The 24,175-nt window shown below is 68.6% G+C and carries 19 protein-coding genes and 1 pseudogene; 17 read left to right on the forward strand and 3 right to left on the reverse strand.

Annotated features, from left to right (window positions below; genetic code table 11):
- Nucleotides 1–2: 2 nt before the first annotated feature.
- From kdpA to ABNQ40_RS02895, 7 genes are all read left to right on the forward strand, one after another.
- Nucleotides 3–1,712 carry a potassium-transporting ATPase subunit KdpA gene (gene kdpA, locus ABNQ40_RS02865; RefSeq protein ID WP_109050945.1) on the forward strand — a complete coding sequence of 570 codons (1,710 nt, stop codon included), beginning with the start codon at nucleotides 3–5 and terminating at the stop codon, nucleotides 1,710–1,712.
- Between the two features lie 14 nt (nucleotides 1,713–1,726).
- On the forward strand, nucleotides 1,727–3,835 hold the full coding sequence (gene kdpB, locus ABNQ40_RS02870) for a potassium-transporting ATPase subunit KdpB (RefSeq protein WP_109050946.1): 2,109 nt from the start codon (nucleotides 1,727–1,729) through the stop codon (nucleotides 3,833–3,835).
- Nucleotides 3,836–3,845: 10 nt separating this feature from the next.
- Nucleotides 3,846–4,466, forward strand: a complete 621-nt coding sequence (locus ABNQ40_RS02875) for a K(+)-transporting ATPase subunit C (protein WP_109050947.1) — start codon at nucleotides 3,846–3,848, stop codon at nucleotides 4,464–4,466.
- A gap of 116 nt (nucleotides 4,467–4,582) precedes the next feature.
- Nucleotides 4,583–7,348, forward strand: a complete 2,766-nt coding sequence (locus ABNQ40_RS02880; protein ID WP_109050948.1) for a sensor histidine kinase KdpD — start codon at nucleotides 4,583–4,585, stop codon at nucleotides 7,346–7,348.
- The gene (locus ABNQ40_RS02885; protein WP_098736456.1) at nucleotides 7,345–8,043 is read left to right on the forward strand and encodes a response regulator; all 699 of its coding nucleotides are present in this window, start codon (nucleotides 7,345–7,347) and stop codon (nucleotides 8,041–8,043) included. Before ABNQ40_RS02880 ends, ABNQ40_RS02885 begins: the two co-directional genes overlap by 4 nt.
- A gap of 518 nt (nucleotides 8,044–8,561) precedes the next feature.
- Entirely contained in the window at nucleotides 8,562–10,322 is a 1,761-nt protein-coding gene (locus ABNQ40_RS02890; protein WP_109050949.1) for an ABC transporter permease subunit, read from the forward strand.
- Complete coding sequence (locus ABNQ40_RS02895; protein WP_391345498.1) at nucleotides 10,288–11,643, forward strand: AAA-associated domain-containing protein; 1,356 nt, start codon at nucleotides 10,288–10,290, stop codon at nucleotides 11,641–11,643. Before ABNQ40_RS02890 ends, ABNQ40_RS02895 begins: the two co-directional genes overlap by 35 nt.
- Before the next feature lie 133 nt (nucleotides 11,644–11,776).
- Here ABNQ40_RS02895 and ABNQ40_RS02900 read toward each other — a convergent pair whose 3' ends face one another.
- Nucleotides 11,777–12,142: a hypothetical protein gene (locus ABNQ40_RS02900; RefSeq protein WP_109050951.1), complete on the reverse strand. Its 366-nt coding sequence runs from the start codon at nucleotides 12,140–12,142 to the stop codon at nucleotides 11,777–11,779.
- A 280-nt stretch (nucleotides 12,143–12,422) separates the two neighbouring features.
- Here ABNQ40_RS02900 and ABNQ40_RS02905 point away from each other — a divergent pair, with 280 nt between their 5' ends.
- From ABNQ40_RS02905 to rbsK, 10 genes and pseudogenes are all read left to right on the forward strand, one after another.
- Nucleotides 12,423–12,908 carry a DUF2946 family protein gene (locus tag ABNQ40_RS02905; RefSeq protein WP_109050952.1) on the forward strand — a complete coding sequence of 162 codons (486 nt, stop codon included), beginning with the start codon at nucleotides 12,423–12,425 and terminating at the stop codon, nucleotides 12,906–12,908.
- Nucleotides 12,909–12,959: 51 nt separating this feature from the next.
- Entirely contained in the window at nucleotides 12,960–13,493 is a 534-nt protein-coding gene (locus ABNQ40_RS02910) for a YcnI family protein (protein ID WP_109050953.1), read from the forward strand.
- Between the two features lie 137 nt (nucleotides 13,494–13,630).
- A complete protein-coding gene (locus ABNQ40_RS02915; RefSeq protein WP_109050954.1) occupies nucleotides 13,631–15,349 on the forward strand; it encodes a copper resistance CopC/CopD family protein in 1,719 nt (572 codons plus the stop codon).
- Between the two features lie 38 nt (nucleotides 15,350–15,387).
- Nucleotides 15,388–15,762 carry a hypothetical protein gene (locus ABNQ40_RS02920; RefSeq protein ID WP_109050955.1) on the forward strand — a complete coding sequence of 125 codons (375 nt, stop codon included), beginning with the start codon at nucleotides 15,388–15,390 and terminating at the stop codon, nucleotides 15,760–15,762.
- A gap of 201 nt (nucleotides 15,763–15,963) precedes the next feature.
- Nucleotides 15,964–16,383, forward strand: a complete 420-nt coding sequence (rbsD, locus tag ABNQ40_RS02925) for a D-ribose pyranase (RefSeq protein WP_109050956.1) — start codon at nucleotides 15,964–15,966, stop codon at nucleotides 16,381–16,383.
- Between the two features lie 14 nt (nucleotides 16,384–16,397).
- Nucleotides 16,398–17,895 (forward strand): annotated as a pseudogene (locus ABNQ40_RS02930) (sugar ABC transporter ATP-binding protein).
- 21 nt (nucleotides 17,896–17,916) lie between these two features.
- A complete protein-coding gene (rbsC, locus tag ABNQ40_RS02935; RefSeq protein ID WP_098736466.1) occupies nucleotides 17,917–18,858 on the forward strand; it encodes a ribose ABC transporter permease in 942 nt (313 codons plus the stop codon).
- A gap of 87 nt (nucleotides 18,859–18,945) precedes the next feature.
- Nucleotides 18,946–19,827, forward strand: coding sequence for a ribose ABC transporter substrate-binding protein RbsB (gene rbsB / locus ABNQ40_RS02940; RefSeq protein WP_109050958.1), 882 nt, complete (start codon nucleotides 18,946–18,948; stop codon nucleotides 19,825–19,827).
- A gap of 78 nt (nucleotides 19,828–19,905) precedes the next feature.
- Nucleotides 19,906–20,922: a LacI family DNA-binding transcriptional regulator gene (locus tag ABNQ40_RS02945; protein ID WP_109050959.1), complete on the forward strand. Its 1,017-nt coding sequence runs from the start codon at nucleotides 19,906–19,908 to the stop codon at nucleotides 20,920–20,922.
- On the forward strand, nucleotides 20,919–21,845 hold the full coding sequence (gene rbsK / locus ABNQ40_RS02950) for a ribokinase (RefSeq protein ID WP_109050960.1): 927 nt from the start codon (nucleotides 20,919–20,921) through the stop codon (nucleotides 21,843–21,845). The genes ABNQ40_RS02945 and rbsK overlap by 4 nt, the downstream gene beginning before the upstream one ends.
- Nucleotides 21,846–21,864: 19 nt before the next feature.
- On the opposite strand, the gene ABNQ40_RS02955 is transcribed toward rbsK, so the two are convergent.
- Nucleotides 21,865–23,604, reverse strand: coding sequence for a SulP family inorganic anion transporter (locus ABNQ40_RS02955; protein WP_109050961.1), 1,740 nt, complete (start codon nucleotides 23,602–23,604; stop codon nucleotides 21,865–21,867).
- A 118-nt stretch (nucleotides 23,605–23,722) separates the two neighbouring features.
- Complete coding sequence (locus ABNQ40_RS02960; protein WP_109050962.1) at nucleotides 23,723–23,983, reverse strand: helix-turn-helix domain-containing protein; 261 nt, start codon at nucleotides 23,981–23,983, stop codon at nucleotides 23,723–23,725.
- Between the last annotated feature and the right edge of the window lie 192 nt (nucleotides 23,984–24,175).

The following is a 24,175-nucleotide window of genomic DNA, read 5'->3' on the forward strand; positions in this document are numbered from 1 at the left end:
CCATGACCGTCAACGGCTGGATCCAGATCCTGGTCTTCCTCGCCCTGGTCGTCGCGATGACGCGGCCCCTGGGCGGCTTCATGACGCGCGTCTTCACCGGCGAGCGCACGCTGCTCTCCCCCATCCTGGGGCCCGTCGAACGCGCCCTCTACCGTCTGGCAGGCGTCGACGAGCGCACCGAGCAGCATTGGGTGACCTACGCCGTGTCGATGCTGCTGTTCAGCGCCGCCGGCATGCTGCTGCTCTATGCCCTGCAACGTCTCCAGGCCGTGTTGCCGCTGAACCCGCAGGACATGGCGGCGGTGCCCGCCGACCTCGCCTTCAACACCGCGGCCAGCTTCACCACCAACACCAACTGGCAGAACTACGGCGGCGAGACCACCATGAGCCATCTGGTGCAGATGGCCGGGCTGACCTTCCACAACTACGTCTCGGCCGCCACCGGCATCGCATTGGCGGTGGCGCTGGTCCGCGGCTTCGCCCGCACCTCTGCCCGCACGGTCGGCAATTTCTGGGTCGATCTGACCCGTGCCACCCTCTATGTCCTGCTGCCGCTGTGCGTCGTCTGCGCGCTTTTCCTGGTCTGGCAGGGTGTGCCGCAGACGCTGGCGGGTGCTGTCGACGCCACCACGCTGGAAGGGGCCAAGCAGACCATCTCGCTCGGCCCCGTCGCCTCGCAGGAGGCGATCAAGATGCTGGGGACCAACGGCGGCGGCTTCTTCAATGCCAACTCCGCCCATCCCTTCGAGAACCCCAACGCCCTGACCAATCTGGTCGAGATGCTGTGCATCTTCGCGCTGGGCGCCGGCCTGACCAACCTGTTCGGCCGCATGGTCGGCGACGAGCGACAGGGCTGGGCCATCCTCGCCGCCATGGGCCTGCTGTTCGTCGCCGGCGTCTGCGTCGCCTATTGGGCGGAAGCCCAGGGCAACCCGGCCTTCGCCGCCTTCGGCATCGACGGCAGCGCCGGCAACATGGAGGGCAAGGAGACCCGCTTCGGCATCGCCGCGACGGCCCTCTTCGCCACCGTCACCACCGCTGCCTCCTGCGGTGCGGTGAACGCCATGCATGACAGCTTCATGCCGCTGGGCGGCATGGTGCCGATGATCAACATGATGCTGGGCGAGATCATCGTCGGCGGCGTTGGCGCCGGCCTCTACGGCATGCTGCTGTTCGCCATCGTCGCGCTGTTCGTCGCCGGGCTGATGGTCGGCCGCACCCCGGAATATCTCGGCAAGAAGCTGGAGGCGAAGGAGGTCAAGATGACCATGCTCGCCATCCTCTGCCTGCCGTTGATGATGCTGGGCTTCACCGCCGTCGCGGTGGTGCTGGACACCGGCACCGCGTCGATGGCCAATGCCGGGCCGCACGGCTTCTCCGAAGCGCTCTACGCCTATGTCTCGGGTGCCGCCAACAACGGCAGTGCCTTCGGCGGACTGACCGGCAACACGCCCTGGTACAACGTCACGCTCGCCGTCGCCATGCTGGTCGGGCGCTTCCTGGTCATCGTGCCGATGATGGCGATTGCCGGCTCGCTGGCGTCCAAGGCCCGCGCCCCCGTTTCGGCCGGCACCTTCCCCACCCATGACGGGCTGTTCGTCGGGCTGCTGGTCGGCGTCATCCTGATCGTCGGCGGCCTCACCTTCTTCCCGGCTCTCGCCCTCGGCCCGGTGGTCGAGCATCTGGCGATGACCGCTGGCACCCTCTTCTGATCGGGAACGCTCCCATGCATGCCAAAAGCAAACGGTCCGGCCGCTCTTCGGCCAGCACCCTGCTGGACCCCGCCATCCTGGTGCCGGCCATCGGCGGCTCCATCGCCAAGCTCTCCCCGCGCCAGATGATCCGCAACCCGGTGATGTTCTGCGTCGAGGTGGTGGCGGCGCTCACCACCCTGCTGGTCCTGCGCGATGCCGTCACCGGTGCCGGGGTCTCCGGCTTCGCCGTGCAGATCGTCGTCTGGCTATGGTTCACGCTGATCTTCGCCAACTTCGCCGAGGCGGTGGCGGAAGGGCGCGGCAAGGCCCAGGCCGCCAGCCTGCGCAAGACCCGCACCGAGACCAGCGCCAGGAAGCTGGAGAACGGCACCATCCGCACGGTGCCCGCCGCCGCCCTCAAGCCCGGCGACCTCGTGCTGGTCGAGGCAGGCGACATCATCCCGTCCGACGGCGAGGTGGTGGAGGGCGTCGCCTCGGTCAACGAGGCCGCCATCACCGGCGAATCCGCCCCCGTCATCCGCGAGAGCGGCGGCGACCGCTCGGCCGTCACCGGCGGCACCCAGGTGCTGTCCGACCAGATCAAGGTCCGGATCACCGCCGCCCCCGGCTCGACCTTCCTCGACCGCATGATCTCGCTGGTGGAGGGCGCCCAGCGCCAGAAGACCCCCAACGAGATCGCACTGAACATCCTGCTGGCCGGGCTGACCATCGTGTTCGTCATCGCAGTGGCGACGATCCCCAGCTTCGCCGCCTATGCCGGCGGGTCGGTCGGCGTGCTGGTGCTGGTGGCGCTGTTCGTTACACTGATCCCGACCACCATCGGCGCACTTCTGTCCGCCATCGGCATCGCCGGCATGGACCGTCTGGTGCGCTTCAACGTGCTCGCCATGTCCGGCCGGGCGGTGGAGGCGGCGGGCGACGTGGACACGCTGCTGCTCGACAAGACCGGCACCATCACGCTGGGCAACCGTCAGGCGGCCGAGTTCCTGCCGGTCGCCGGCGTCGGCGAGGAGGAGCTGGCCGACGCCGCCCAACTCGCCTCGCTGGCCGACGAGACGCCGGAAGGCCGGTCCATCGTCGTGCTCGCCAAGGAGGAATACGGCATCCGTGCCCGCAGGATGGAGGAGATGCACGCCTACTTCGTCCCCTTCACCGCCCAGACCCGCATCAGCGGCATCGACACCGATGGCACGGTGATCCGCAAGGGTGCGGTGGACGCGGTGCTGGCCCATGTCAACGGGGCGCAGCGCGTCGCCGTGGCCGGCGGCCGTGGCGTCACCGCGCTGCACCCGGCCGCCGGCCCGGCGGAGCGCGAGATCCTCGCCATCGCGGAACGGGTGGCCAAGGCCGGCGGCACGCCGCTGGCGGTGGCGCGCGACGGTCGGCTGCTCGGCATCATCCACCTGAAGGACATCGTCAAGGGCGGCATCCGCGAACGGTTCGCCGCACTCCGCCAGATGGGCATCCGCACGGTGATGATCACCGGCGACAACCCGATGACCGCCGCCGCCATCGCCGCCGAGGCCGGGGTGGACGATTTCCTCGCCCAGGCGACGCCGGAGGCCAAGCTCCAGCTGATCCGCGACGAGCAGGCGAAGGGCAAGCTGGTCGCCATGTGCGGCGACGGCACCAACGACGCGCCGGCGCTGGCCCAGGCCGATGTCGGGGTGGCGATGAACACCGGCACGGTGGCGGCGCGCGAGGCCGGCAACATGGTCGATCTCGACAGCGACCCGACCAAGCTGATCGAGATCGTCGAGATCGGCAAGCAGCTGCTGATGACCCGCGGCGCGCTCACCACCTTCTCCATCGCCAACGACGTGGCGAAGTATTTCGCCATCATCCCGGCGATGTTCCTCGCCTTCTACCCGCAGCTCCAGGCGCTGAACGTGATGGGGCTTCACAGCCCGGAAAGCGCCATCCTGTCGGCGATCATCTTCAACGCGTTGATCATCGTGGCGCTGATCCCGCTGGCTCTGCGCGGCGTGCGCTACCGCGCCGTCGGGGCCGCCTCGCTGCTGCGCCGCAACCTGCTGATCTATGGCCTGGGCGGCCTCGTGGTGCCCTTCGTCGGCATCAAGGCGATCGACCTGATCGTCACCGCCGCCGGCCTTGTTTGAGGAGCCAGTCATGTTGAAGGATCTGCGTCCCGCCCTGGTGATGACCGTCGCACTGACGGCGATCACCGGGCTCGCCTACCCGCTGGCCGTCACCGGCGCTGCGCAAGTCCTGTTTCCGCATCAGGCCAACGGCAGCCTGATCGAGCGGAACGGGACAATCGTCGGCTCCAGCCTGATCGGGCAGGATTTCACCGGCGCTGGCTATTTCCACCCGCGCCCGTCGGCAACCACCGGCGCCGACCCCGCCGACCCGGCCAAGACGGTGCCGGCTCCCTACAACGCGGCGAATTCGATGGGCTCCAACCTCGGCCCGACCAGCAAGGCGCTGGTCGACCGCGTTCAGGCCGACGCCGAAAAGCTGAAGGCGGAAAACCCCGGCGCTCCGGTTCCGGTGGAACTGGTGACCACCTCGGGCAGCGGCCTCGACCCCGACCTGTCACCGGCCGCCGCCGACTTCCAGGTGCCGCGCGTCGCCAAGGCCCGCGGCCTGACGGAAGATGCGGTACGCAAGCTGGTCGCCGACACCACGGAACCGCGCCCGCTCGGCTTCCTGGGCGAGCCGACCGTCAACGTCCTGGCGCTCAACCTCGCCCTGGATCGGTCGGCCGGCAAAACAGCAGGAGGCAAGTAACCGGCCGGGTCTGTGCAACGGGACTGTCAGAATCGGCTATCCTCCGCAACGGCCGGCGGAGTAAGCCATAGCCGGACTTGCGGCCGGGTCTGGGGGGAGCGGAAAGGGACGATGCCATGACCGACGAACAGGGCGACCGCATTCAGGGCGACCGCGCCGGCCGGCCATCTCCCGACGCGCTGCTGCGCCAGGCGGCGAAGGAGGCGCAGGGACGGCTCAAGATCTTTCTTGGGGCCGCCCCCGGCGTCGGCAAGACCTTCGAGATGCTGCAAACCGCCCAGGCCAAGCGCCGTGATGGCGTCGACATCGTCGTCGGGGTGGTCGAAACCCACGGCCGGCGCGAGACGGAGGCGCTGGTCGCCGGGTTGGAGGTGGTTCCGCGCCGCACCATCGAGCACAAGGGCCATGTCCTGACCGAGATGGATGTGGACGCCATCCTCGCCCGCCGCCCGAAGATCGTGCTGGTCGACGAACTGGCCCACACCAACGCCGCCGGCGGCCGTCATCCCAAGCGGTATCTCGACGTCGAGGAACTGCTGGCCGCCGGCATCGACGTCTACACCACCCTGAACATCCAGCATGTCGAGAGCCTGAACGACGTCGTCGCCAAGATCACCCGTGTCCGCGTCCGTGAGACGGTGCCGGACTCGATCCTCGACCGGGCCGACGACATCGAGGTCATCGACATCGCGCCCGACGACCTGATCCAGCGCCTCCAGCAGGGCAAGGTCTATGTCCCGCGCACGGCCGAGCGGGCGATCCGGCATTATTTCTCGCCCGGAAACCTGACGGCACTCCGCGAACTGGCGTTGCGGCGCACCGCCGACCGCGTCGACGAGCAGCTGCTGACCCACATGCAGGCGCACGCCATCTCCGGCCCCTGGGCCGCCGGGGAGCGGCTGCTGGTCTGCATCAACGAGGACGCCAGCGGCGGCGCCCTGGTGCGCTACGCCCGCCGTCAGGCCGAGCGGCTGCGCGCCCGCTGGGGCGCCATCCATGTCGAGACGAGCCGGGCGCTGCGCCTGAGCGAGGCCGACCGCGACCGCATCGCCGACACGCTGCGTCTGGTGGAACGGCTGGGCGGCGAGGCGGTCACGGTGCCCGGCAGCGATGTCGCCGACACCGTCGTCGACTATGCGCTGACCAACAACGTCACGCACATCGTCATCGCCAAATCCACCCGTCCGCGCTGGTCGGAACTGCTGCACGGGTCCGTGGCGCACAGCCTGATCCGCCGGGCGGGCGACATCAGCGTGCACGTCATCGCCGCCGGTTCCGGCGCCCCGCTTCCAGCCAGGACGGTCAGGACGGAAGCGGCCCGGCAGCGGGCCTTCGCATGGTGGCCCTACGTCGCCAGCACGGGCTATGTCGCGGCGGCGCTGGGCGCCGGGCATGTGCTGCATCGGGTGCTGGCCCTCAACAACATGGCGCTGGTCTTCCTGACCGCCGTGCTGGCGAGCGCCGTCACCGGCGGGCTGGCGCCGTCGCTCTATGCCAGCGTGATCAGCGTCCTGGCCTTCAACTATTTCTTCCTGCCGCCGCTCTACACCTTCACGATTTCCGATCCCGAGAACATCGTCGCCCTGCTGGTCTTCGCCGTCGTCTCGGTGATCGCCAGCAACCTGACCGCCCGTGTCCGCGCCCAGGCGGTGACCGCGAGGCTCCGCGCCAAGACGACGGAAGATCTCTACCAGTTCAGCCGCAAGCTTGCCGGCGTGGTGACCATGGACGATTTGCTGTGGGCCACCGCCTATCAGATTGCCGCCATGCTGAAGGTCCATGTCGTTCTGCTGCTGCCCGAGAATGGCCCTGGAGATGGTGCCGGGAAAGGTAGCGTCACGGTCAGGGCCGGCTATCCGCCGGAGGACGTCATCGAGGACGCCGATCTGGCCGCGGCGGTCTGGGCATGGGAAAACAACCGGCCGACCGGCAAGGGCGCGGACACGCTGCCCGGCGCCAAGTGGCTGTTCCTGCCGATGCGCACCGGGCGGGGCGTCGTCGGGGTGGTCGGCATCGACACCGGCGGCGGAAAGGGTCGGACCGGCGGTTACCTGACGCCGGATGAGCGCCGGCTTCTCGACGCGCTGATCGATCAGGCCGCCCTGGCGATCGAACGGGTGACGCTTGCCGAGGATGTCGACCGCAGCAAGCTGGCGGCGGAAACCGAGCGGTTGCGCTCGGCCCTGCTCACCTCGATCTCGCACGACCTGCGCACGCCGCTGGCCTCCATCCTGGGCTCGGCGACCAGCCTCGTCGGCTATGGACCGATGATGGACGAGGAGGACCGGCGCGACCTCGCGGCGACCATCCAGGAGGAGGCGGAGCGTCTCAACCGCTTCATCGCCAACCTGCTGGACATGACGCGGCTGGAATCCGGGGCCATCCGGCCGCGAACCGGTGCGGTCGACCTGTCCGAGGTGGTCGGCAGCGCGTTGGAGCGGGTGTCCCGCATCCTCGCCGGCCATCGGGTCGAGGTCGATCTTGCCGCCGGCCTGCCGATGGTGGACATCGATGCCGTGCTGATCGAGCAGGCGCTGTTCAACCTGCTCGACAATGCCGGCAAATACGCGCCTGCCGGGTCAACGATCACGGTGCGCGGACGACAGGACGGCGCCCTCGTCCGCATCGAGGTATTGGACGAGGGCGGCGGCATTCCGCCCGAGGATGTGGAGCGCATCTTCGACAAGTTCTACCGTGTCCATGCCCAGGACCGGCAGCGCGCCGGCACCGGGCTGGGTCTGGCGATCTGCCGGGGCTTCGTCGAGGCGATGGGCGGGACGGTCACGGCCGGCAACCGCCGCGACCGCAGCGGCGCCGTCTTCACCCTGACCCTCCCCAAGGCAGCCGACATGTCCGGATATGAAGAGGAAGCCGCCGCATGAAATCGGACTCAATCCCGCTGCGCGTGCTCGTCGTCGATGACGAACCGCCGATCCGGCGTTTTTTGCGCACCAGCCTGACGGCCCAGGGATACGACATCGTCGAGGCGGAGGACGGGACCAAGGCGCTGGAGGAGGTGCGGCGGCGTTCCCCCGATCTGCTGGTCCTCGATCTCGGGCTGCCGGGCATCGACGGGCTGGAAGTCATCCGCCGCCTGCGCGGAAGCGGCGTGACCCTGCCGATCATCGTTCTGTCCAGCCGGGTCGACGAGGCCGGAAAGGTCGAGGCGCTCGATCTGGGGGCGGACGACTATGTGACCAAGCCCTTCGGGGTCGAGGAACTGCTGGCCCGCATCCGCACGGCCATGCGCCACAAGCTGCAACAGCAGGGAGAACGGCCGCTGTTCCGCAGCGGCGACCTGACGGTCGATCTGGTCCGGCGCATCGTCACCGTGCGCGGCGAGGATGTGAAGCTGTCGCCGCGCGAGTACGACCTGCTGCGCCTACTGGTGGCGCATGCCGGCAAGGTGCTGACCCACCGCTTCATCCTCAAGGAGGTGTGGGGTGGTGAAACCGACATCCAGTACCTGCGGATCTACATCCGCCAGTTGCGGCAAAAGATCGAGCCCGATCCCGAGCGGCCACACCACATCCTGACCGAGACGGGGGTCGGATACCGGCTGCGCGCACCCGATTGAGGCGGATACACTTTCCCGCCGACAGCCCCCGCGACAGCCGCCGGCACATGGTTTCATGACGATTCGATGACGGGTGGCAGCAAGCCGATTCCCGCTCTTGACCTTGGCCGGCCAGGGGAGTAGAGGGGCGGCATCGTCACCGCATGATCGCTCTTGTCCGCCCTGCCCGCCGGGCCGGCGGCCGGATCGAAAAGGCAAGAGATGGACAGCCCCAGTAGTCGATCTACTCACATTCCCCTGACGACGCCGTTCGCGGGCTGACCTCTTGAAGGGGTCCACCCGCGGCCCGCCGTCTTCGGGCCGATCAGAGGTGGACCATGGTGAAGCTCCTCACCATCCCGGTTTCCATGCGCCGCCGCCCCGACGGGCGCGGGTGCTTTTCCGTGACGGGCGACCTGCGCCCGCCAAGTCGCTGACCCCACGCCACTCCTCCTGAAAATCCGCATCGGCGCCTCTGCCGCGCCGCTACCGTTTTCCTTGCCGGCCGGTCCCGCGACGGGACCGCAGGATGGATTGTCATGGTCTGGATCAACACGAATGTTTCGGTGAAGGCGGCCGACGCCGCGCCGAACCGGTGGGACGTTGTCGCCCTGCCGCTGGTCATCGGCCTGCTGGCCCTGCTCGCCATCGGCGGCCATCAGATGGCCCTGCCACTGAACAGCGTCGAAGAGGTGCCGGTCACGCTGGACCCCTGGATGCTGCCGGAATACGCCCTCCGCTCGACCTTGCGGATGCTGGCGGCGATGGCGGCATCGCTGCTGTTCACCTTCACCTATGCCACGCTGGCGGCCAAGAGCCGGCGGGCCGGCATGCTGCTCATCCCGGTTCTGGACGTGCTGCAGTCGGTGCCGGTGCTGGGATACATCTCCTTCACCGTCGTCTTCTTCCTGGGGCTTTTCCCGGGAAGCGTGCTGGGAGCCGAATGCGCGGCGATCTTCGCCATCTTCACCAGCCAGGCCTGGAACATGGCCTTCAGCTTCTACCAGTCGCTGCGCACCGTCCCGCGCGACCTGGACGAGGCGGCGACCGGCTTCGGCTTTTCCGGCTGGCAGCGCTTCTGGACGCTGGAAGCGCCCTATGCCGCCCCCGGACTGGTGTGGAACATGATGATGTCGATGTCCGGCGGCTGGTTCTTCGTCGTCGCGTCGGAGGCGATCACCGTCGGCGACCACACCATCACCCTGCCGGGTATCGGCTCCTACCTCGCCAAGGCCATCGACGGGCAGCGGCTGGACGCCGTCGGCTGGGCGGTGCTGGCGATGCTGCTGGTGATCCTGGCCTATGACCAGCTGCTGTTCCGCCCGCTGGTCGCCTGGGCCGACAAGTTCCGGGTCGAGCTGACCGGGGCGCAGGAGGTCCCGGAATCCTGGCTGCTCACCCTGTTCCAGCGCACCCGCTTCTTCCGCGCCGTCTTCGCGCCGTTCGAGCGGATGCTCGGCCGGATGGTCTGGCTGCGCCTGCCGGTGGGTGGCGCGAGCCGCGATGCGGCGGGCGGCCTGCGGACGGTCGGCGGGCTGCTCGACCGGGTGCCGGCGCGGGCCGTCGACGTGGCCTGGTATCTGCTGCTGGCGGTGGCGGGCCTGTGGGTCGGCTGGTCGATGATCGCCTTCGTCTCCTCCGGCGTCGAATTGGGCGATGTCGGCACCGTGCTTCTGCTCGGCGGTGCCACGCTGCTGCGGGTGATCGTGCTGATCGCGGTGGCGACGCTGGTCTGGGTGCCGCTGGGCGTGCTGATCGGGCTGCGGCCCCGGCTGGCGGAGAAGGTCCAGCCGGCCGCCCAGTTCCTCGCCGCCTTCCCGGCCAACCTGCTGTTCCCGGTCGCGGTGGTCGCCATCGTCCGCTTCGACCTGAACCCGGATGTCTGGCTCAGCCCGCTGATGATCCTCGGCACCCAGTGGTACATCCTGTTCAACGTCATCGCCGGGGCCACCGCCTTCCCCGGCGACCTGAAGGAGGCAGCGGCCAATTTCCGCATCCGCGGCTGGCAATGGTGGCGCGACGTCATGCTGCCGGGCGTCTTCCCCTACTACGTCACCGGGGCGGTCACCGCGTCCGGCGGGTCGTGGAACGCCAGCATCGTGGCGGAGGCGGTGAACTGGGGCGACACCCGGCTGACCGCCCATGGCTTGGGCAGCTACATCGCACAGGCCACCGAGGCCGGCGACTACCCCCGCATCGTGCTGGGCATCGCCGTCATGTCGCTGTTCGTCATCCTGTTCAACCGTCTGCTGTGGCGTCCGCTCTATGCGTTCGCCGAGCGCCGCCTGCGCCTCGCCTGAGGGGGACCCCGCCATGCTGAACACCCGCAACACCACCATCTTCGAACTGAGCGGCGTCCGTCAGGCCTATGCCAAGCCGTCGGGACAGGATTACGTCGTGCTCGACAATGTCGATTTGACCTTGCGCGACGGCGAGATCATCGGGCTGCTCGGCCGCTCCGGCTCGGGCAAGTCGACTCTGCTGCGCATCGTAGCCGGGCTGGTCAAGCCGACCGGCGGCTCCGTCCGCCATCATGGCGAGGCGGTCGCCGGCCCCACCGACGGGGTGGCGATGGTCTTCCAGACCTTCGCCCTCTTCCCCTGGCTGACGGTGTGGGAGAACGTCATGGCCGGCCTGAAGGCCAAAGGCGTGCCGGCCCGCGAGGCCGAGGCACGGACCGAGGAGGCCATCGACCTGATCGGCCTGTCCGGCTTCGAATCCGCCTATCCCAAGGAGCTGTCCGGCGGCATGCGCCAGCGGGTGGGGTTCGCCCGTGCGCTGGTGGTGCATCCGGAAATCCTGCTGATGGACGAGCCCTTCTCCGCACTCGACGTGCTGACGGCGGAGACGCTGCGCACAGACCTGCTCGACCTGTGGATGGAGCGGCGGCTGCCGATCAAGTCGATCCTGATGGTAACCCACAACATCGAGGAGGCGGTGCTGATGTGCGACCGCATCCTGGTCTTCTCCTCCAACCCCGGACGGGTGGCGGCGGAGATCCGGGTGGACATCCCCCACCCGCGCAACCGCCTGGACCCGCAGTTCCGCGCCATGGTGGACGACATCTATGGCCGGATGACCGCGCGCAAGCCGCTGGTGGCATCGTCGCCGGTCGCCAAGCAGCCGCCGGCCCATGCCGTGCCGCTCGAGCATGTGTCCACCAACCTGCTGGCCGGCCTGCTGGAGACGCTGGCCTCGCCGGCCTACCATGGCAAGGCGGACCTGCCGCATCTGGCCGCGGCGCTCCAGCATGAAATCGACGACCTGTTCCCGATCGCCGAGACGTTGCAGATGCTGGGTCTGGCGGAGGTGGCGGAGGGCGACATCCACCTGACCGAACCCGGCCGGCTGTTCGCCGAATCCGGCATGGAGGACCGCAAGCGGCTGTTCGCGGAGCATCTGATCCGCTACGTGCCGCTGGCGGCCCACATCCACGGCCTGCTGAAGGAATCGGCGACGCAGCGTGTGCCGAGCAGCCGCATCCGGGCCGAACTGACGCCCTTCATGAGCGAGGGCTATGCCGAGGAAACGCTGAAGGCGGTCACCAGCTGGGCGCGCTATGCCGAGCTGTTCACCTACGACGACGAGACCGAGACCTTCGCGTTCGAGGACGCGGACTGAACGGACGGCCGGAGCCGTTCACAGGAGCCGGCCCCGTCACCTCAGCGAAAGCCGGATCGGCACCGACGCGTCCCGTCGGCTGTCCGGTCCGGCATCTTCCCGGTGCTGTCCGCAGGTCAGGGATGGCAGACGATCATTTGCGGGCGCATTTCTTCACATCGTCTTCGCTGATCGAGAAGGCATAGGCCTCGGTCCCCGACAGGGCAACATTGCGCAGGACGCAGGTGCGTCCCTTCTTGTCCTTCATTCTGACATCCCAGGTTCCCGGCTTGACGTCGCTGAGCTTCAGCCGCTCATCGGCCTCGACCGTCTTGTCCTTGTCGTTCAGCGTCTGGTTCTTGCCCCACTTGTTCGTGCCGGGTTCGGCAAGTTTCAACTCGGTGATGGTTTCGGTGGTCAGGTTCCAGAACTTCAGCGTCTGCGCCGTCTGGGCCTGCGCTGTCGTGACGAACGATCCTGCACACAGAAGCAGAATGGGGATCAGGCTGTTCCGTTTCATGGTTTTTTCCTCCCTTGGGTTGCTCAAGGCACGCCCGATCTGAGCACAGGCCAGGAAGAAGCGGAATGCGACAATGGGATAAGCTGATTGTGCGAGTTGCGTTTCGCGAGTGGCGCGAGATCAGGCGGAGACAGCACAACTCAGGGCACGAGCTGCCGGCGACCGCCCGCACACCATCGGGGAGGGTGGTCAAATCGTCCCGCCACCGCCGAATGGCTTGACTGGACCCGGCTGCGCGTGAAGGTTGGTTGCGGCTTTCCGCAACAGCCGGCTCCCCCGTATGGCCCGCCGCCAGACCGCGCGCAACCCGCATGCCACCCTCCGCACCGGCGCTCCCGCCGGCACGGTCGGACTGCGCCGCGCCCTGGTTGGCTGGCTTGCCGTCCTGGCTCTGCTGATCCAGGTGGCGGTTCCCGATCTGGCCATGGCGGCACGGGCGCAGGCGGGATTGCCCGCCGGGTTCCTGACCGCCCCGACGGCGGCCGACCATTGCGGCACCACCCCGTCCGATGCACAGGACAGCGAAGGGTTGGCTGGCGGAGACTATGGTGGCGGAGGCCATGACGGTTCCAGCCATCCCGTCATGGATCATGACAGCCTCTGCGCCTTCTGCCTTGCGCTCGGCACCCATGGCCTGCTCCCCGGTTCCGCGGTCGTCCGGCCGCAGGCCGTCCATCGCATGCCGGTTGTCGCACCGGTTGCCGCCGGCATTCGCCCGGACGACCATTTCCTGACCTGTCTCAATCCACGCGCTCCGCCGATGTGACGGCCTGTTCCCCCGTCATCACCGGATTATCATTCCGTTCAGGAGCGCACCATGACCCGCATCATTTCCCTGGCGCTCGCCGCCGGGACCCTTTGCCTTGCCCTGTCCGCCGGCAGCGCCGCCGCGCATGTCACGCTGGAAACCCGCGAAGCGCCGGCCGGCAGCTATTACAAGGCGGTGCTCAAGGTCGGCCACGGCTGCGACGGCTCGCCGACCACCGCCATCCGCGTCCGCCTGCCCGACGGGGCGGTGCTGGCCAAGCCGATGCCGAAGCCGGGCTGGACCCTGGCGACCAAGGAAGGCCCCTACGCCCAGCCTTATGAGTCGCACGGCCGCAGCATCACCCAGGGTGTCACCGAAATCGCCTGGACCGGCGGCAGCCTGCCCGACGCGTGGTACGACGAGTTCGTCTTTCAGGTCGTGCTGCCCAAACAGCCCGCCGGTACCATGCTTTACATCCCGGTGGTGCAGGAGTGCGAGAAAGGCGTCCACCGCTGGATCGAGATCCCCGAAGCCGGCAAACCGGCGGACGATTATCGGGAGCCGGCACCGGGCCTCAAGCTGAGCGAACCCAAGCAGCACTGACGGCGCCCCGGCACCGGCCGGAAGATCGGGCTGCATGCCGGCTGCCGCGATGGCTGAACGGCATGCGGCCCCTTGGCCGCATCTCCCTTGGCCACATCTTTTCCGGCCCTCGCCCTTCCCGATAGCGAGGCATCCTCATGCGTCCCAGCCCGCGTCGCAGGCTTACGGGTCTGTCCGTCCTCTTTTTCGCCGTGCTGCTTCTCGCTGCCCTGCCGCGGACCGGCTGGGCCCATGCCGTCCTGATGGAGTCAATGCCGGCCGACGGCGCCAGTCTCGACGCCGCGCCGGCAGCCCTGTCGCTGGAGTTCAATGAGCCCGTCACTCCGGTTCGCATCCAACTCCTCGATGGCCAGGGGCGGGACATAGCCGATCCACAGGGTGCGCTGGCGGAGAACAACCGCGTCCGCCTCGCCCTGCCGCCGGATCTGCCGAGGGGCCTGTACGTCGCCAGCTATCGCGTCACCTCCGCGGATGGCCATCCCGTCGCAGGCTCTTTCACATTCGGGATCGGTGTGACGCCGGCACCGACGACCGGCACGCCTCCGGTGGACGATCCGTCCCGGGCTGCCGCCTTCGCCGGGCTGCTGCTGCGGGCGATGCACTATGCCGCACTGCTGGCGGGGACCGGGGGCGGCCTGTTCCTGGTGCTGGTGACCGGGCGCTGGGCACCGCTCAATGACCGCCTGAAGCCTGCTCTCTGTGTGATGCTGCTGATGGCCGGCCTGTCGGCGGTGTTGCTGGTGGGAGTGACCGGGGTGACTCTGGCCGGCCAGCCGCTTGCCGCCCTGGCGACAGGGGCCCCCTGGAGCACCGGGGCGGGGAGCAGCGTCGGCCTCAGCGCCGGCATCGCTCTGCTGGCCCTGCTCTGCTCGGCTTGCGGCTTGACCATCGAGGCCCGTTCCGCGATGGGGCCGGCGCTGCTGATGGCGGGGTCATTGCTGGGAGCCGCCTCGCTGGCCGCCACCGGTCACGCCGCTACGGCTCCTCCCCGCTGGCTGAGCGCGCCGCTCGTCGGCCTGCACGGACTGATGGCGGCCTTCTGGGTCGGCGCCTTCTGGCCGTTGTCCATGGCACTGCGCCTGGAATCCCCGGCCGAGGCCGCAAGGCTGACCCGCCGCTTCTCGCGGATCGCCATCGGTGCCGTGGCCATTCTGGCCGGAGCCGGCATGGTTCTGTCCGCGATCCAACTCCAGTCCGTCCAGGCTGTCCTGTCCAGCGGCTATGGCTGGGTATGGCTGGGCAAGATGCTGGCGGTCCTGCTGCTGCTCGGGCTGGCGGCATGGAACCGGCAAGTCCTGACCCCTGCCCTGGACCGAAGTGGCGACCGGAATGGTGGCCGCGCCGTCAGGTCCCTGCGGCGGAGCATCGGCCTGGAGATGGCGGCGGCAGGCACCGCCCTGCTGCTGACGGCGGCCTTCGCCCTGACGCCCCCGCCACGCGCCCTCCATGCAAGCGAGGAGAAGCCGCCGGCCGGCTTTTCCGCCGTCGCGGTGAAAGGCGGGCTCATCGCCCTCATCGACGTCGGCCCGGCCAGTCCCGGGCGCAACGGCGTCCGGCTTCACCTTCAGAACGAGGACGGCAAACCGGTTGCCGCCCGTGAGGTGACGATGAATTGGGAGCTTCCTTCGGCGGGTGTGGCTCCGCTGCGGCATGCCCTGACGAGCTTCGGCCCCGGCTTCTTCGGCGCCGACGACACGACGCTGCCGCTTGCTGGGCAGTGGTCGTTGCATCTTGAGGTGCTGATCGACGATTTCGACAAGCGGGTGTTCCAGACAGAGGTTCCGATCAAGGACACGCCGGTAAGCACGGAGGGGGCAAGCACGGAGGGGATTCCCACGGGCCCGAACCTTCGCTAGAATCAAGCCCGGTCCCGCCATCCACGGTCTTCGATCCCATGGCCAACAGCGCTGACACCTCCAGCCCGTCCATCGATCTCCGCTGTGACCATTGCGGCCGGCCACATGGGCAGATGCTTCGTTGCCTGCCCGACGGCCGTTGGTTATCGCCCGACAACGAATGGATCGACGACAACGGTGACCAGGCGTCCTGGCCGGATGTCGTCGACTACGCCCGTCTGCGTCACTCGCGTGCCGTTGTCGGTCTCTACCGTCAGTCGGCAGCGGCAAGGATGGCCGCTGAGGTCAGTCACCGGCTCTGCCGTCGCTGCCACCTCGTGACCGGTCGCGAGGAACATCGACGGGTGGCGCGACTGCGGGCTCTCACCCGCTTCGCCCTCGGCGACCTGTTCGACGGCACCTACGCCGTCTGAGCGGCGGCCGGACAAGCGCAGCCTAGCCCTGCGCATAAGTCACTGAAGCCCGGCATTTCTTATTCCCCCGGACCGACGGCGCGGCATCGCGCCGATGGCGAAAGCGCGCGGAATTGGTGCGGCGCAGCAACGCAAACGTTTGCGCAAACGTTTCGATGGCGCTAGCTTCGGCCTGTCCCGCCCAGTTGGAGCCGCTTTGCGATGAAACGGATTGGCCTTCTCAATGCCCCGCTCAGCCATGCGATTGCCTCGCTTGGCCATACGCAGGCGTTGGTCATCGCCGATGCCGGGCTGCCGATTCCGGCCGGACCGGAGCGGATCGACCTCGCGGTGACGCCAGGCCTGCCGTCCTTCCTCGACATCCTCGATGCGGTGGCGGACGAGATGATGGTGGAACGCGTGGTGATCGCGGCCGAGATGACGATTGCCAATCCGTCGCTGCGCGCCCAGCTGTCCGTCCGGCTGGACCGCATGGCCGCGGCGCAGGGCCGGCAGATCGCGGTGGAGGAAGTCCCCCATGAGGAGTTCAAGCGGCTGACCGTGTCCTCCGCCGCTGTCGTGCGCACGGGCGAGTGCAGCCCCTACGCCAACATCCTTCTCTATTCCGGCGTAACCTTCTGAGCGCAGAGGGCGTGATGGATTCCCGATCCGGATTCCTGCTCGACCTCCAGGGGGTCGGCAAAGGCTTCAACGGCGTGACGGTGCTGGACGGGGTGGATTTCCGCCTGCGCGCCGGCGAGGTCATGGCCCTGATCGGGGAGAATGGCGCCGGCAAATCGACGCTGATGCGGATCGTCACCGGCATCGTCCAGCCGGACAGCTTCAGCGCGATGACGTTCCGCGGCCAGCCGGTGCGCTTCACCGCGCCGCGGCAGGCCATCGACGCCGGCATCGCGATGATCCATCAGGAATTGAACCTGCTGCCCCATTTGTCGGTGGCCGACAACATCTGGCTGGGGCGCGAGCCGCGCAACCGGCTGGGCCTGATCGACCGCGGCCGCATGCGGCGCGAAGCCAAGGCCCTGCTGGAGCGGCTGCGCCAGACCATCGACCCGGACTGTCCGGTCGGAAGCCTCAGCGTCGGGCAGCAGCAGATGGTGGAGATCGCCCGCGCCCTGTCGCTGAACGCCGAACTGATCGTCATGGACGAGCCGACCGACGCGCTGACCGACGTCGAGACCGCCGTCCTGTTCGAAGTGATCCGCGGCCTGAAGGCCGACGGCAAGGGCATCGTCTACATCTCGCACCGGCTGGGCGAAATCTTCGCGCTGTGCGACAGCGTCACGGTCCTGCGCGACGGCCACATGGTCCATCGCGGGGCGGTCGCCGATCTCGACGAGGCGGCCCTGATCCGCCACATGGTCGGCCGCTCGATCACCGACCAGTACCCCTACCTGCCCTGTCCTGCCGGGGCCGAGCGGCTGACGGTGGAGGGATTGAGCGCCGACGGCGTGAACGATGTCAGCTTCAGCGCCGCCGGTGGCGAGATTCTGGGATTTGCCGGGCTGATGGGCGCCGGGCGGACCGAACTGGGCAAGGCGATCTTCGGCGCCAGCCGGCTGCGCGCCGGCAGCGTCCGCGTCGATGGAAGCGAGGTCCGTCTGCGCCATCCCCGCGACGGCGTCGCCGCCGGCATCGCCTATGTGCCCGAAGACCGCAAGGCCGAGGGGCTGATCCAGGGCCATTCGATCCGCACCAACATGTCGCTGGCGGCGCTCAAGCAGCTTTGCGGCCCCGGCGGTGTCGTCCGGCAGGCCGACGAGCGGACGGCCGTCGACCGCTTCATGGCCGCCTTCGCCGTCAAGGCGCATGGCATCGGGGCGGAGGTGCGGACGCTGTCCGGCGGCAACCAGCAGAAAATCTCGCTGGCCAAGGCGCTGATGCTGTCGCCCAAGGTCGTGATCCTCGATGAGCCGACGCGCGGCGTCGATGTCGGCGCACGGCGCGAGATTCTACGGCCTGATCAACGATCTGAAGGCCAAGGGCCTGTGCATCCTGCTGATGTCGTCGGACATGCCGGAGCTGCTGGGCCTGTCGGACCGCATCCTCGTGATGGCGGGCGGGCGGATCACCGGCCGCTTCGGCCGCGACGAGGCGACCCAGGAAAAGATCATGGCCTGCGCGATCGGCTGACGGGCAGGAAGAGAGACGACGATGACCACGCTGAAACGCTTCCTGTCCCGCAACAAGCCGCTGGTCGGCCTGATCGTGCTGATGGCCGCCGTCGCGGTCATGAGCCCCAGCTTCATGACCGTCGACAATCTGCTGAACATCCTGCGGCAGACCTCGATCAACGCGGTGATCGCGGTCGGCATGACCTACGTCATCCTGTCAGGCGGCATCGACCTGTCGGTCGGCTCGGTGCTGGCCTTCTGCGGCGCCGTCTGCGCCTGGCTGGTGGCGGGGGACCTGTCGATCTGGCTGGCGATCCCGCTCAGCCTGCTGCTGGGGGCCGGTCTGGGCGCCATCAACGGCGTCGTGATCGGCACCGGCGGCGTGCAACCCTTCGTCGCGACGCTGGTCGCCATGACGATGCTGCGCGGCGCCACGCTGGTCTTCACCGACGGGCGGCCGATCACCACCGGGACCGGTGCGGCGGCCGATGCGTTCTGGAGCGTCGGCGGCGGCTATCTGCTCGGCATTCCGGTGCCGGTGGTCGTGGCGGCGGCGGTCTTCGCCGTCTGCGGCCTCGTCCTGACCCGCACCCGCTTCGGCCGCTACACCTATGCGGTCGGCGGCAACGAGGTGGTGGCGCGGCTGTCCGGCATCCGCGTCAATCTGGAAAAGACGACGATCTACGCCCTGTCGGGCCTGCTGGCGGCGCTGGCCGGCGTCATCCTGACCGCCCGGCTGGAAAGCGCGCAGCCGACCGCCGGCGCCGGTTACGAGCTGGATGCCATCGCCGCCGTCGTGGTCGGCGGCACCAGCCTGTCCGGCGGCAAGGGCACCCTCTTCGGCACGCTGGTCGGCGCCCTCATCATCGGCGTGCTGAACAACGCGCTGAACCTGATGGATGTCTCCTCCTATTACCAGATGATCGCCAAGGGCGCGGTCATCCTGCTCGCGGTGCTCGCCGACAGCCGCAAATCGCCGTAAGGCGACCGCTTCCCCGGATCGGCCCCCCTTTGGACCCGTTGCCTGGCCCAAACAGACGAACAAGAACGATGAGGAAGGAATCCAACCATGCGTAAGCTTCTGACCGCGGCCACCGTCGCCGCCACCGCCCTGCTCGCCTCGGCCAACGCCCAGGCGGCCGACACCATCGCCCTGGTCGTCTCGACCCTCAACAACCCGTTCTTCGTCACGCTGAAGAACGGGGCGGAAGCCAAGGCCAAGGCGCTGGGCTACACCCTGCTGGTCCTCGATTCCCAGAACGACCCGGCCAAGGAACTGGCCAATGTCGAGGATGTGGTGAACAAGAAGGTCAAGCTTCTGCTGGTGAATCCGACCGACTCCGACGCCGTCCGCTCGGCGGTCCGTTCGGCCAACCGCGCCAAGATTCCGGTGGTGACGCTCGACCGCTCGGCAAATGGCGGCGAGGTCGCGTCGCACATCGCGTCGGACAACGTCGCCGGCGGCCGGATGGCCGGCCAGCTGGTGGTCGACATGCTGAAGGGCCAGGGCGCCGTCGTCGAGCTGCAGGGCCTGCCGGGCGCGTCGGCCGCCCGCGACCGCGGCAAGGGCTTCCACGAGGCGGTGGACAAGGCCAGCGGCCTGAAGGTGATGGCGAGCCAGCCGGCCGACTTCGACCGCACCAAGGCCCTGAACGTCATGGAGAACATCCTCCAGGCCCAGCAGAAGATCGACGTGGTGTTCGCCCACAACGACGAGATGGCGCTGGGTGCCGCCAAGGCGATCCAGGCGTCCGGCCGCAAGATCCCGGTGGTCGGCTTCGACGGCACCGACGAGGGCGTCGCCGCGGTCAATGCCGGCACCCTGACGGCGACGGTCGCCCAGCAGGCCGGCCTGATCGGCGAGAAGGGTGTCGAGACCGCCGACAAGGTCCTGAAGGGCGAGAAGGTCCCGGCCTTCACGCCGGTTGAGTTGAAGATGGTGACGAAGTAAAGCACGGGCCCGCCTCTGCCGGCGCGGCCAAGGGGGCTTGCGCTGGCAGGGGCGGAACGTGTTGAGGAGAGCGGCGGCATGGTGACGATCAGGGATGTGGCCCGCGAGGCCGGCGTGTCGATGAGCACCGTCTCCCACGTCATCAACGCCACCCGCTTCGTGGCGCCGGAAACCGAACAGCTGGTGCGCGCCGCCATCGACCGGCTGGGCTACACGCCGAACGGCATCGCCCGCGCGCTGAAGGGCAACCGCACCCGCACGCTCGGGATGATCGTCACCGCCAGCTCCAACCCCTTCTTCGCCCATGTGATCCACGGGCTGGAGACGGTCAGTTCCGACCGCGGCTACAGCCTGATCCTGTGCAACACCGACGATGAGCCGGACAAGCAGCTCCGCGCCTTCGAGGCCCTGCACAACCGGCGGATCGACGGGCTCGCGGTGCTGACCAGCAACGCCGATCCCGGCTTTCTCGACAATGTGCAGGCGCGGGCGCCCGACCTGCCGCTGCTGCTGCTCGACACCGACCCGCATCCGGGCGCCTGCACGGTGACCGACGATTCGGTGATGGGCGGACGGCTGGCAGCCCAACTGCTGGCGGAACGCGGCTTCCGCCGCATCGCCTGCATCACCGGTCCGGGGCGCCATCCACGCTCCCGCGCCCGGCTGGCCGGCCTCGTCGAGGAATTGGGCAAGGCCGGCCTGACCCTGGAGCCGGGGCTGCTGCGCGAGGCCGACCTGACCATTGCCGGCGGTTACGCGGCGGCGGCATCGCTGCTCGACGGGGGGGAGCCGCCGGAGGCGGTCTTCGCCTTCAACGATCTAATGGCGGCCGGCGTGCTGCGCGCCGCGGCCGAACGTGGGCTGGCCGTGCCGGACCGCCTGTCGGTGCTGGGGTACGACGACATCGAACTGGCCGCCTACCTCACCCCGCCCTTGTCCACCATCCGCCAATCCGCGGGCCTGCTGGGCGCCCGCGCGGCGGAACTGCTGATCGACCATCTCGAAGACGGCCGGCCCCTGCCCGACCTGTTGTCCCTGCCGCCCGACCTCGTGCTCCGCGCCTCGGTCGGCTGGCCCTGTGCGAGGCTTTCATGACGTCAAACCGCCCTATCATCGTCTTCGGCAGCGTCAACATCGACGTCTGCGCCTATTCCGACCGGCTTCCCCGTCCCGGCGAGACCGTGCATGGCACCGGCTATGCCATGGGACTGGGCGGCAAGGGCGCCAACCAGGCCGCAGCATCCGCCCGGCTGGGCGGGTCGGTCGAGATGGTCGGCCGGACCGGCGGCGATGCCTTCGGCGAGATGGCGCGCAGCCGGTTGGCCGGCTTCGGCGTGCGGACCGGCCACCTGTCGAACGATCCGGCCCACCCGACGGGGATCGCGGTGATCGGCGTCGAATCCTCCGGCGAGAACTGCATCACCGTGATCGGCGGCGCCAACATGGCGGTGAGCGAACAGGACGTGGCCCAGGCCGCCCCGCTGTTCGCCGAGGCGTCCGTGCTGCTGCTTCAGCTGGAAATCCCGCTCGCCGCCGGTCTGGCTGCGGCGACCGCGGTGCGGGCCGGCGGCGGCCGCATCATCCTGGACCCGGCCCCGGCCCCGCATGGCGGGCTGGCCGCCGAAGTCTTCCGGGCCGTCGACGCCATGACCCCGAACGAGACGGAGACCGAATCCCTGGTCGGGCTGCGGCCGACGACCCCGGACGAGGCCGCCGTGGCGGCGGAGCGGCTGGCCGAGTGCGGCCTGTCCATCGCCATCGTCAAGATGGGCGCCAAGGGCGTCTATTTCCGCGGCCCGGGGCAGCAGGGCTTCATCCCGCCCTTCCCGGTGACGGCGGTCGACACCGTCGCGGCCGGCGACTGCTTCAACGGCGGGCTCGCCTTCGCGCTCGCCCGCGGCGACGATCTGGCTGGCGCGGTGCGCTTCGCCGCCGCCTGCGGGGCGCTCGCCACCACCCGCGCCGGTGCTGCGGACTCAGCCCCGACGCTGGCGGAGGTGGTGGCGCTGCTGGGGTGATCGGGATCGCCCGCCACCGCTACACGGCGTCGTGGGTCACCGCTCCATCCCCGGCATTCGACAGGGCCTCGTCCCGCCGCAGCTTGTGCAGGGCGACGTCGATGGTCCGCTCATAGCTGACCAGGGGCGGCTTCAACCCGTGGCTGAACAGCGCCTGCCGCGAGGCGTGGCTGGTCCCGGTCAGGATCAGCTTCACGCCGCGCCGCGCCGCCTTGTGCGCAAGCCCCTCGATCGTGTTGGCCGCGGTCGAATCGAGAAACGGCACGGCGCTGAAATCGACGATCAGAACCCGGTGGGTGTCGGCGATGCGGTCGAGCACCGAACCGATGGACGCCGCCGCCCCGAAGAAGAACACGCCGGAAATCCGGTAGATCACCACCTCGGGATCGGCGGCACCCTGATCGTAGGGCTTGCGGGCGACCAGGGCGCCGTCGGCGCTGTCCTCCGCAACGAAGGGCGTCTGGCTCTCGATGGCGGTGATCGTCGACATGCGGTGGATGAACAGCACCGAGCCGAGCGCGAAGCCGATGACGATGGCTTCGGTCAGGCCGGTGAAGACGGTCAGCAGGAAGGTGGTCAGCAGCACCGCGGCATCGCCACGCGAGGCGCGCAGGAGCGCGGCGATGGCCGGCTTCTCCACCATGTTCCAGGACACGACGGCCAGGACGCCGGCAAGGCTGGCAAGCGGAATGAAGCTGGCGAGCGGTGCTGCGACCAGGATGAAGACCAGCAGGAACACGGCGTGCAGCATGCCGGCGACCGGCCCGTGGGCGCCGGCGCGCACGTTGGTCGCCGTGCGGGCGATGGTGCCGGTGACGCAGATGCCGCCGAACAGGCCCGACGCGATGTTGGCGACGCCCTGCCCGACCAGTTCGCAGTTGGAGCGGTGGCGGCGCCCGGTCATGCCGTCGGCGACCACCGCCGAGAGCAGCGATTCGATGGAACCGAGCAGTGCGAACGAGATGGCGCTCGGCAGAACCGCCTGAACCTTTTCCAGCGTGATCGCCGGCAGGGTCGGCATCGGCAGGCCCGACGGGATGCCGCCGAACTTGGTGCCGATGGTCGCGACGTCGAGGCCGAAGGCGGCGGTCACGACGGCGCTGCCGGCGACCGCGATCAGCATGCCCGGCCAGTGGGGCCGCACCGCCTTCAACCCGACGATAACGCCGACGGACGCCAGCGCCAGCCCGACCGACGCCGGGTCGGCCGTCGGCAGGCCCGACCACAGCACCGGCAGCTTTTCAAGCAGAGGTCCGGGTTCCGGCCCGCTCAGAGTCAGGCCGAGGAGATCCTTGATCTGGCTGGCAAAGATGATCACAGCGATGCCGGCGGTGAAGCCGACCGTCACCGGATAGGGCATGAATTTGATGTAGGTTCCCAGTTGCAGAAGGCCGATGGCCGCCAGCATCAGGCCGGACAGCAGGGTGGCGAGGATCAGCCCGTCCATGCCATGCGCCTGCACCGTGGCGGCGACCAGCACGATGAAGGCGCCGGCCGGCCCGCCGATCTGGAACCGGCTGCCGCCCAGGGCGGAGACGACGAAACCGCCGAAGATCGCGGTATAGAGCCCCTGTGCCGGCGACGCGCCCGACGCGATGGCAATCGCCATCGACAGCGGAAGTGCCACGATGGCCACCGTCAATCCGGCGATGGCGTCGGCGCGAAGGTTCGAAAGCCCGTAGCCCTCGCGCAGGATGGTGACGAGCTTCGGCGTGAACAGCTCGGCAAAGCTCGGTCGATGGGAAATCGGTGCTGTCATCTGTCCGGCGGCCTTCTGGAATAAGGCGGCGGGATCGTCGGCATCAGGTCGGCGGTCGCCGTCGCGCGGTCGATGGGGTGGGCGTCAGGGTTTGGCGCCAGTGTTTGGCGCCAGTGTTTCAGGGCCTGGGTGCAGGTGTCTTCAGACGGACGCCGCGACCGCCGGCAACGCTCTGCGCGTTGTCGCCGATCAGCTCGATTCCGGCGAGGTCGAGAGCCTCCACCACCTTGGTCAGGCTCTCCACCACGCCGCGCACGTTGCCGTCGCTCGCCTCCATGCGCTGAATGGTCGGAACGGACAGTCCGGCCAGTTCGGCCAGCGTCTTCTGATCGATCCCAAGAAGCGCCCGGGCGGCGCGCAGCTGCGAAGCGGTGATCATACCGCATACCCCGCTGATACATGCAAATCGGTATCTGAAACATATACTATGATGTTTAAAACGTCACTAGAGATGTTTGAGACCATGGCGCCTTCCCGGCCCCCGTTGCTGGACGCCCCGCCCGTGCCATGCGATGGAATGCATGCCCACCGGCGAAATAGGCCGTTTCGGATCCGGTATAATTTGGGCAGG

It is taken from the genome of Azospirillum sp. A23, assembly GCF_042938965.1.
Classification (GTDB): Bacteria; Pseudomonadota; Alphaproteobacteria; order Azospirillales; family Azospirillaceae; genus Azospirillum; species Azospirillum melinis.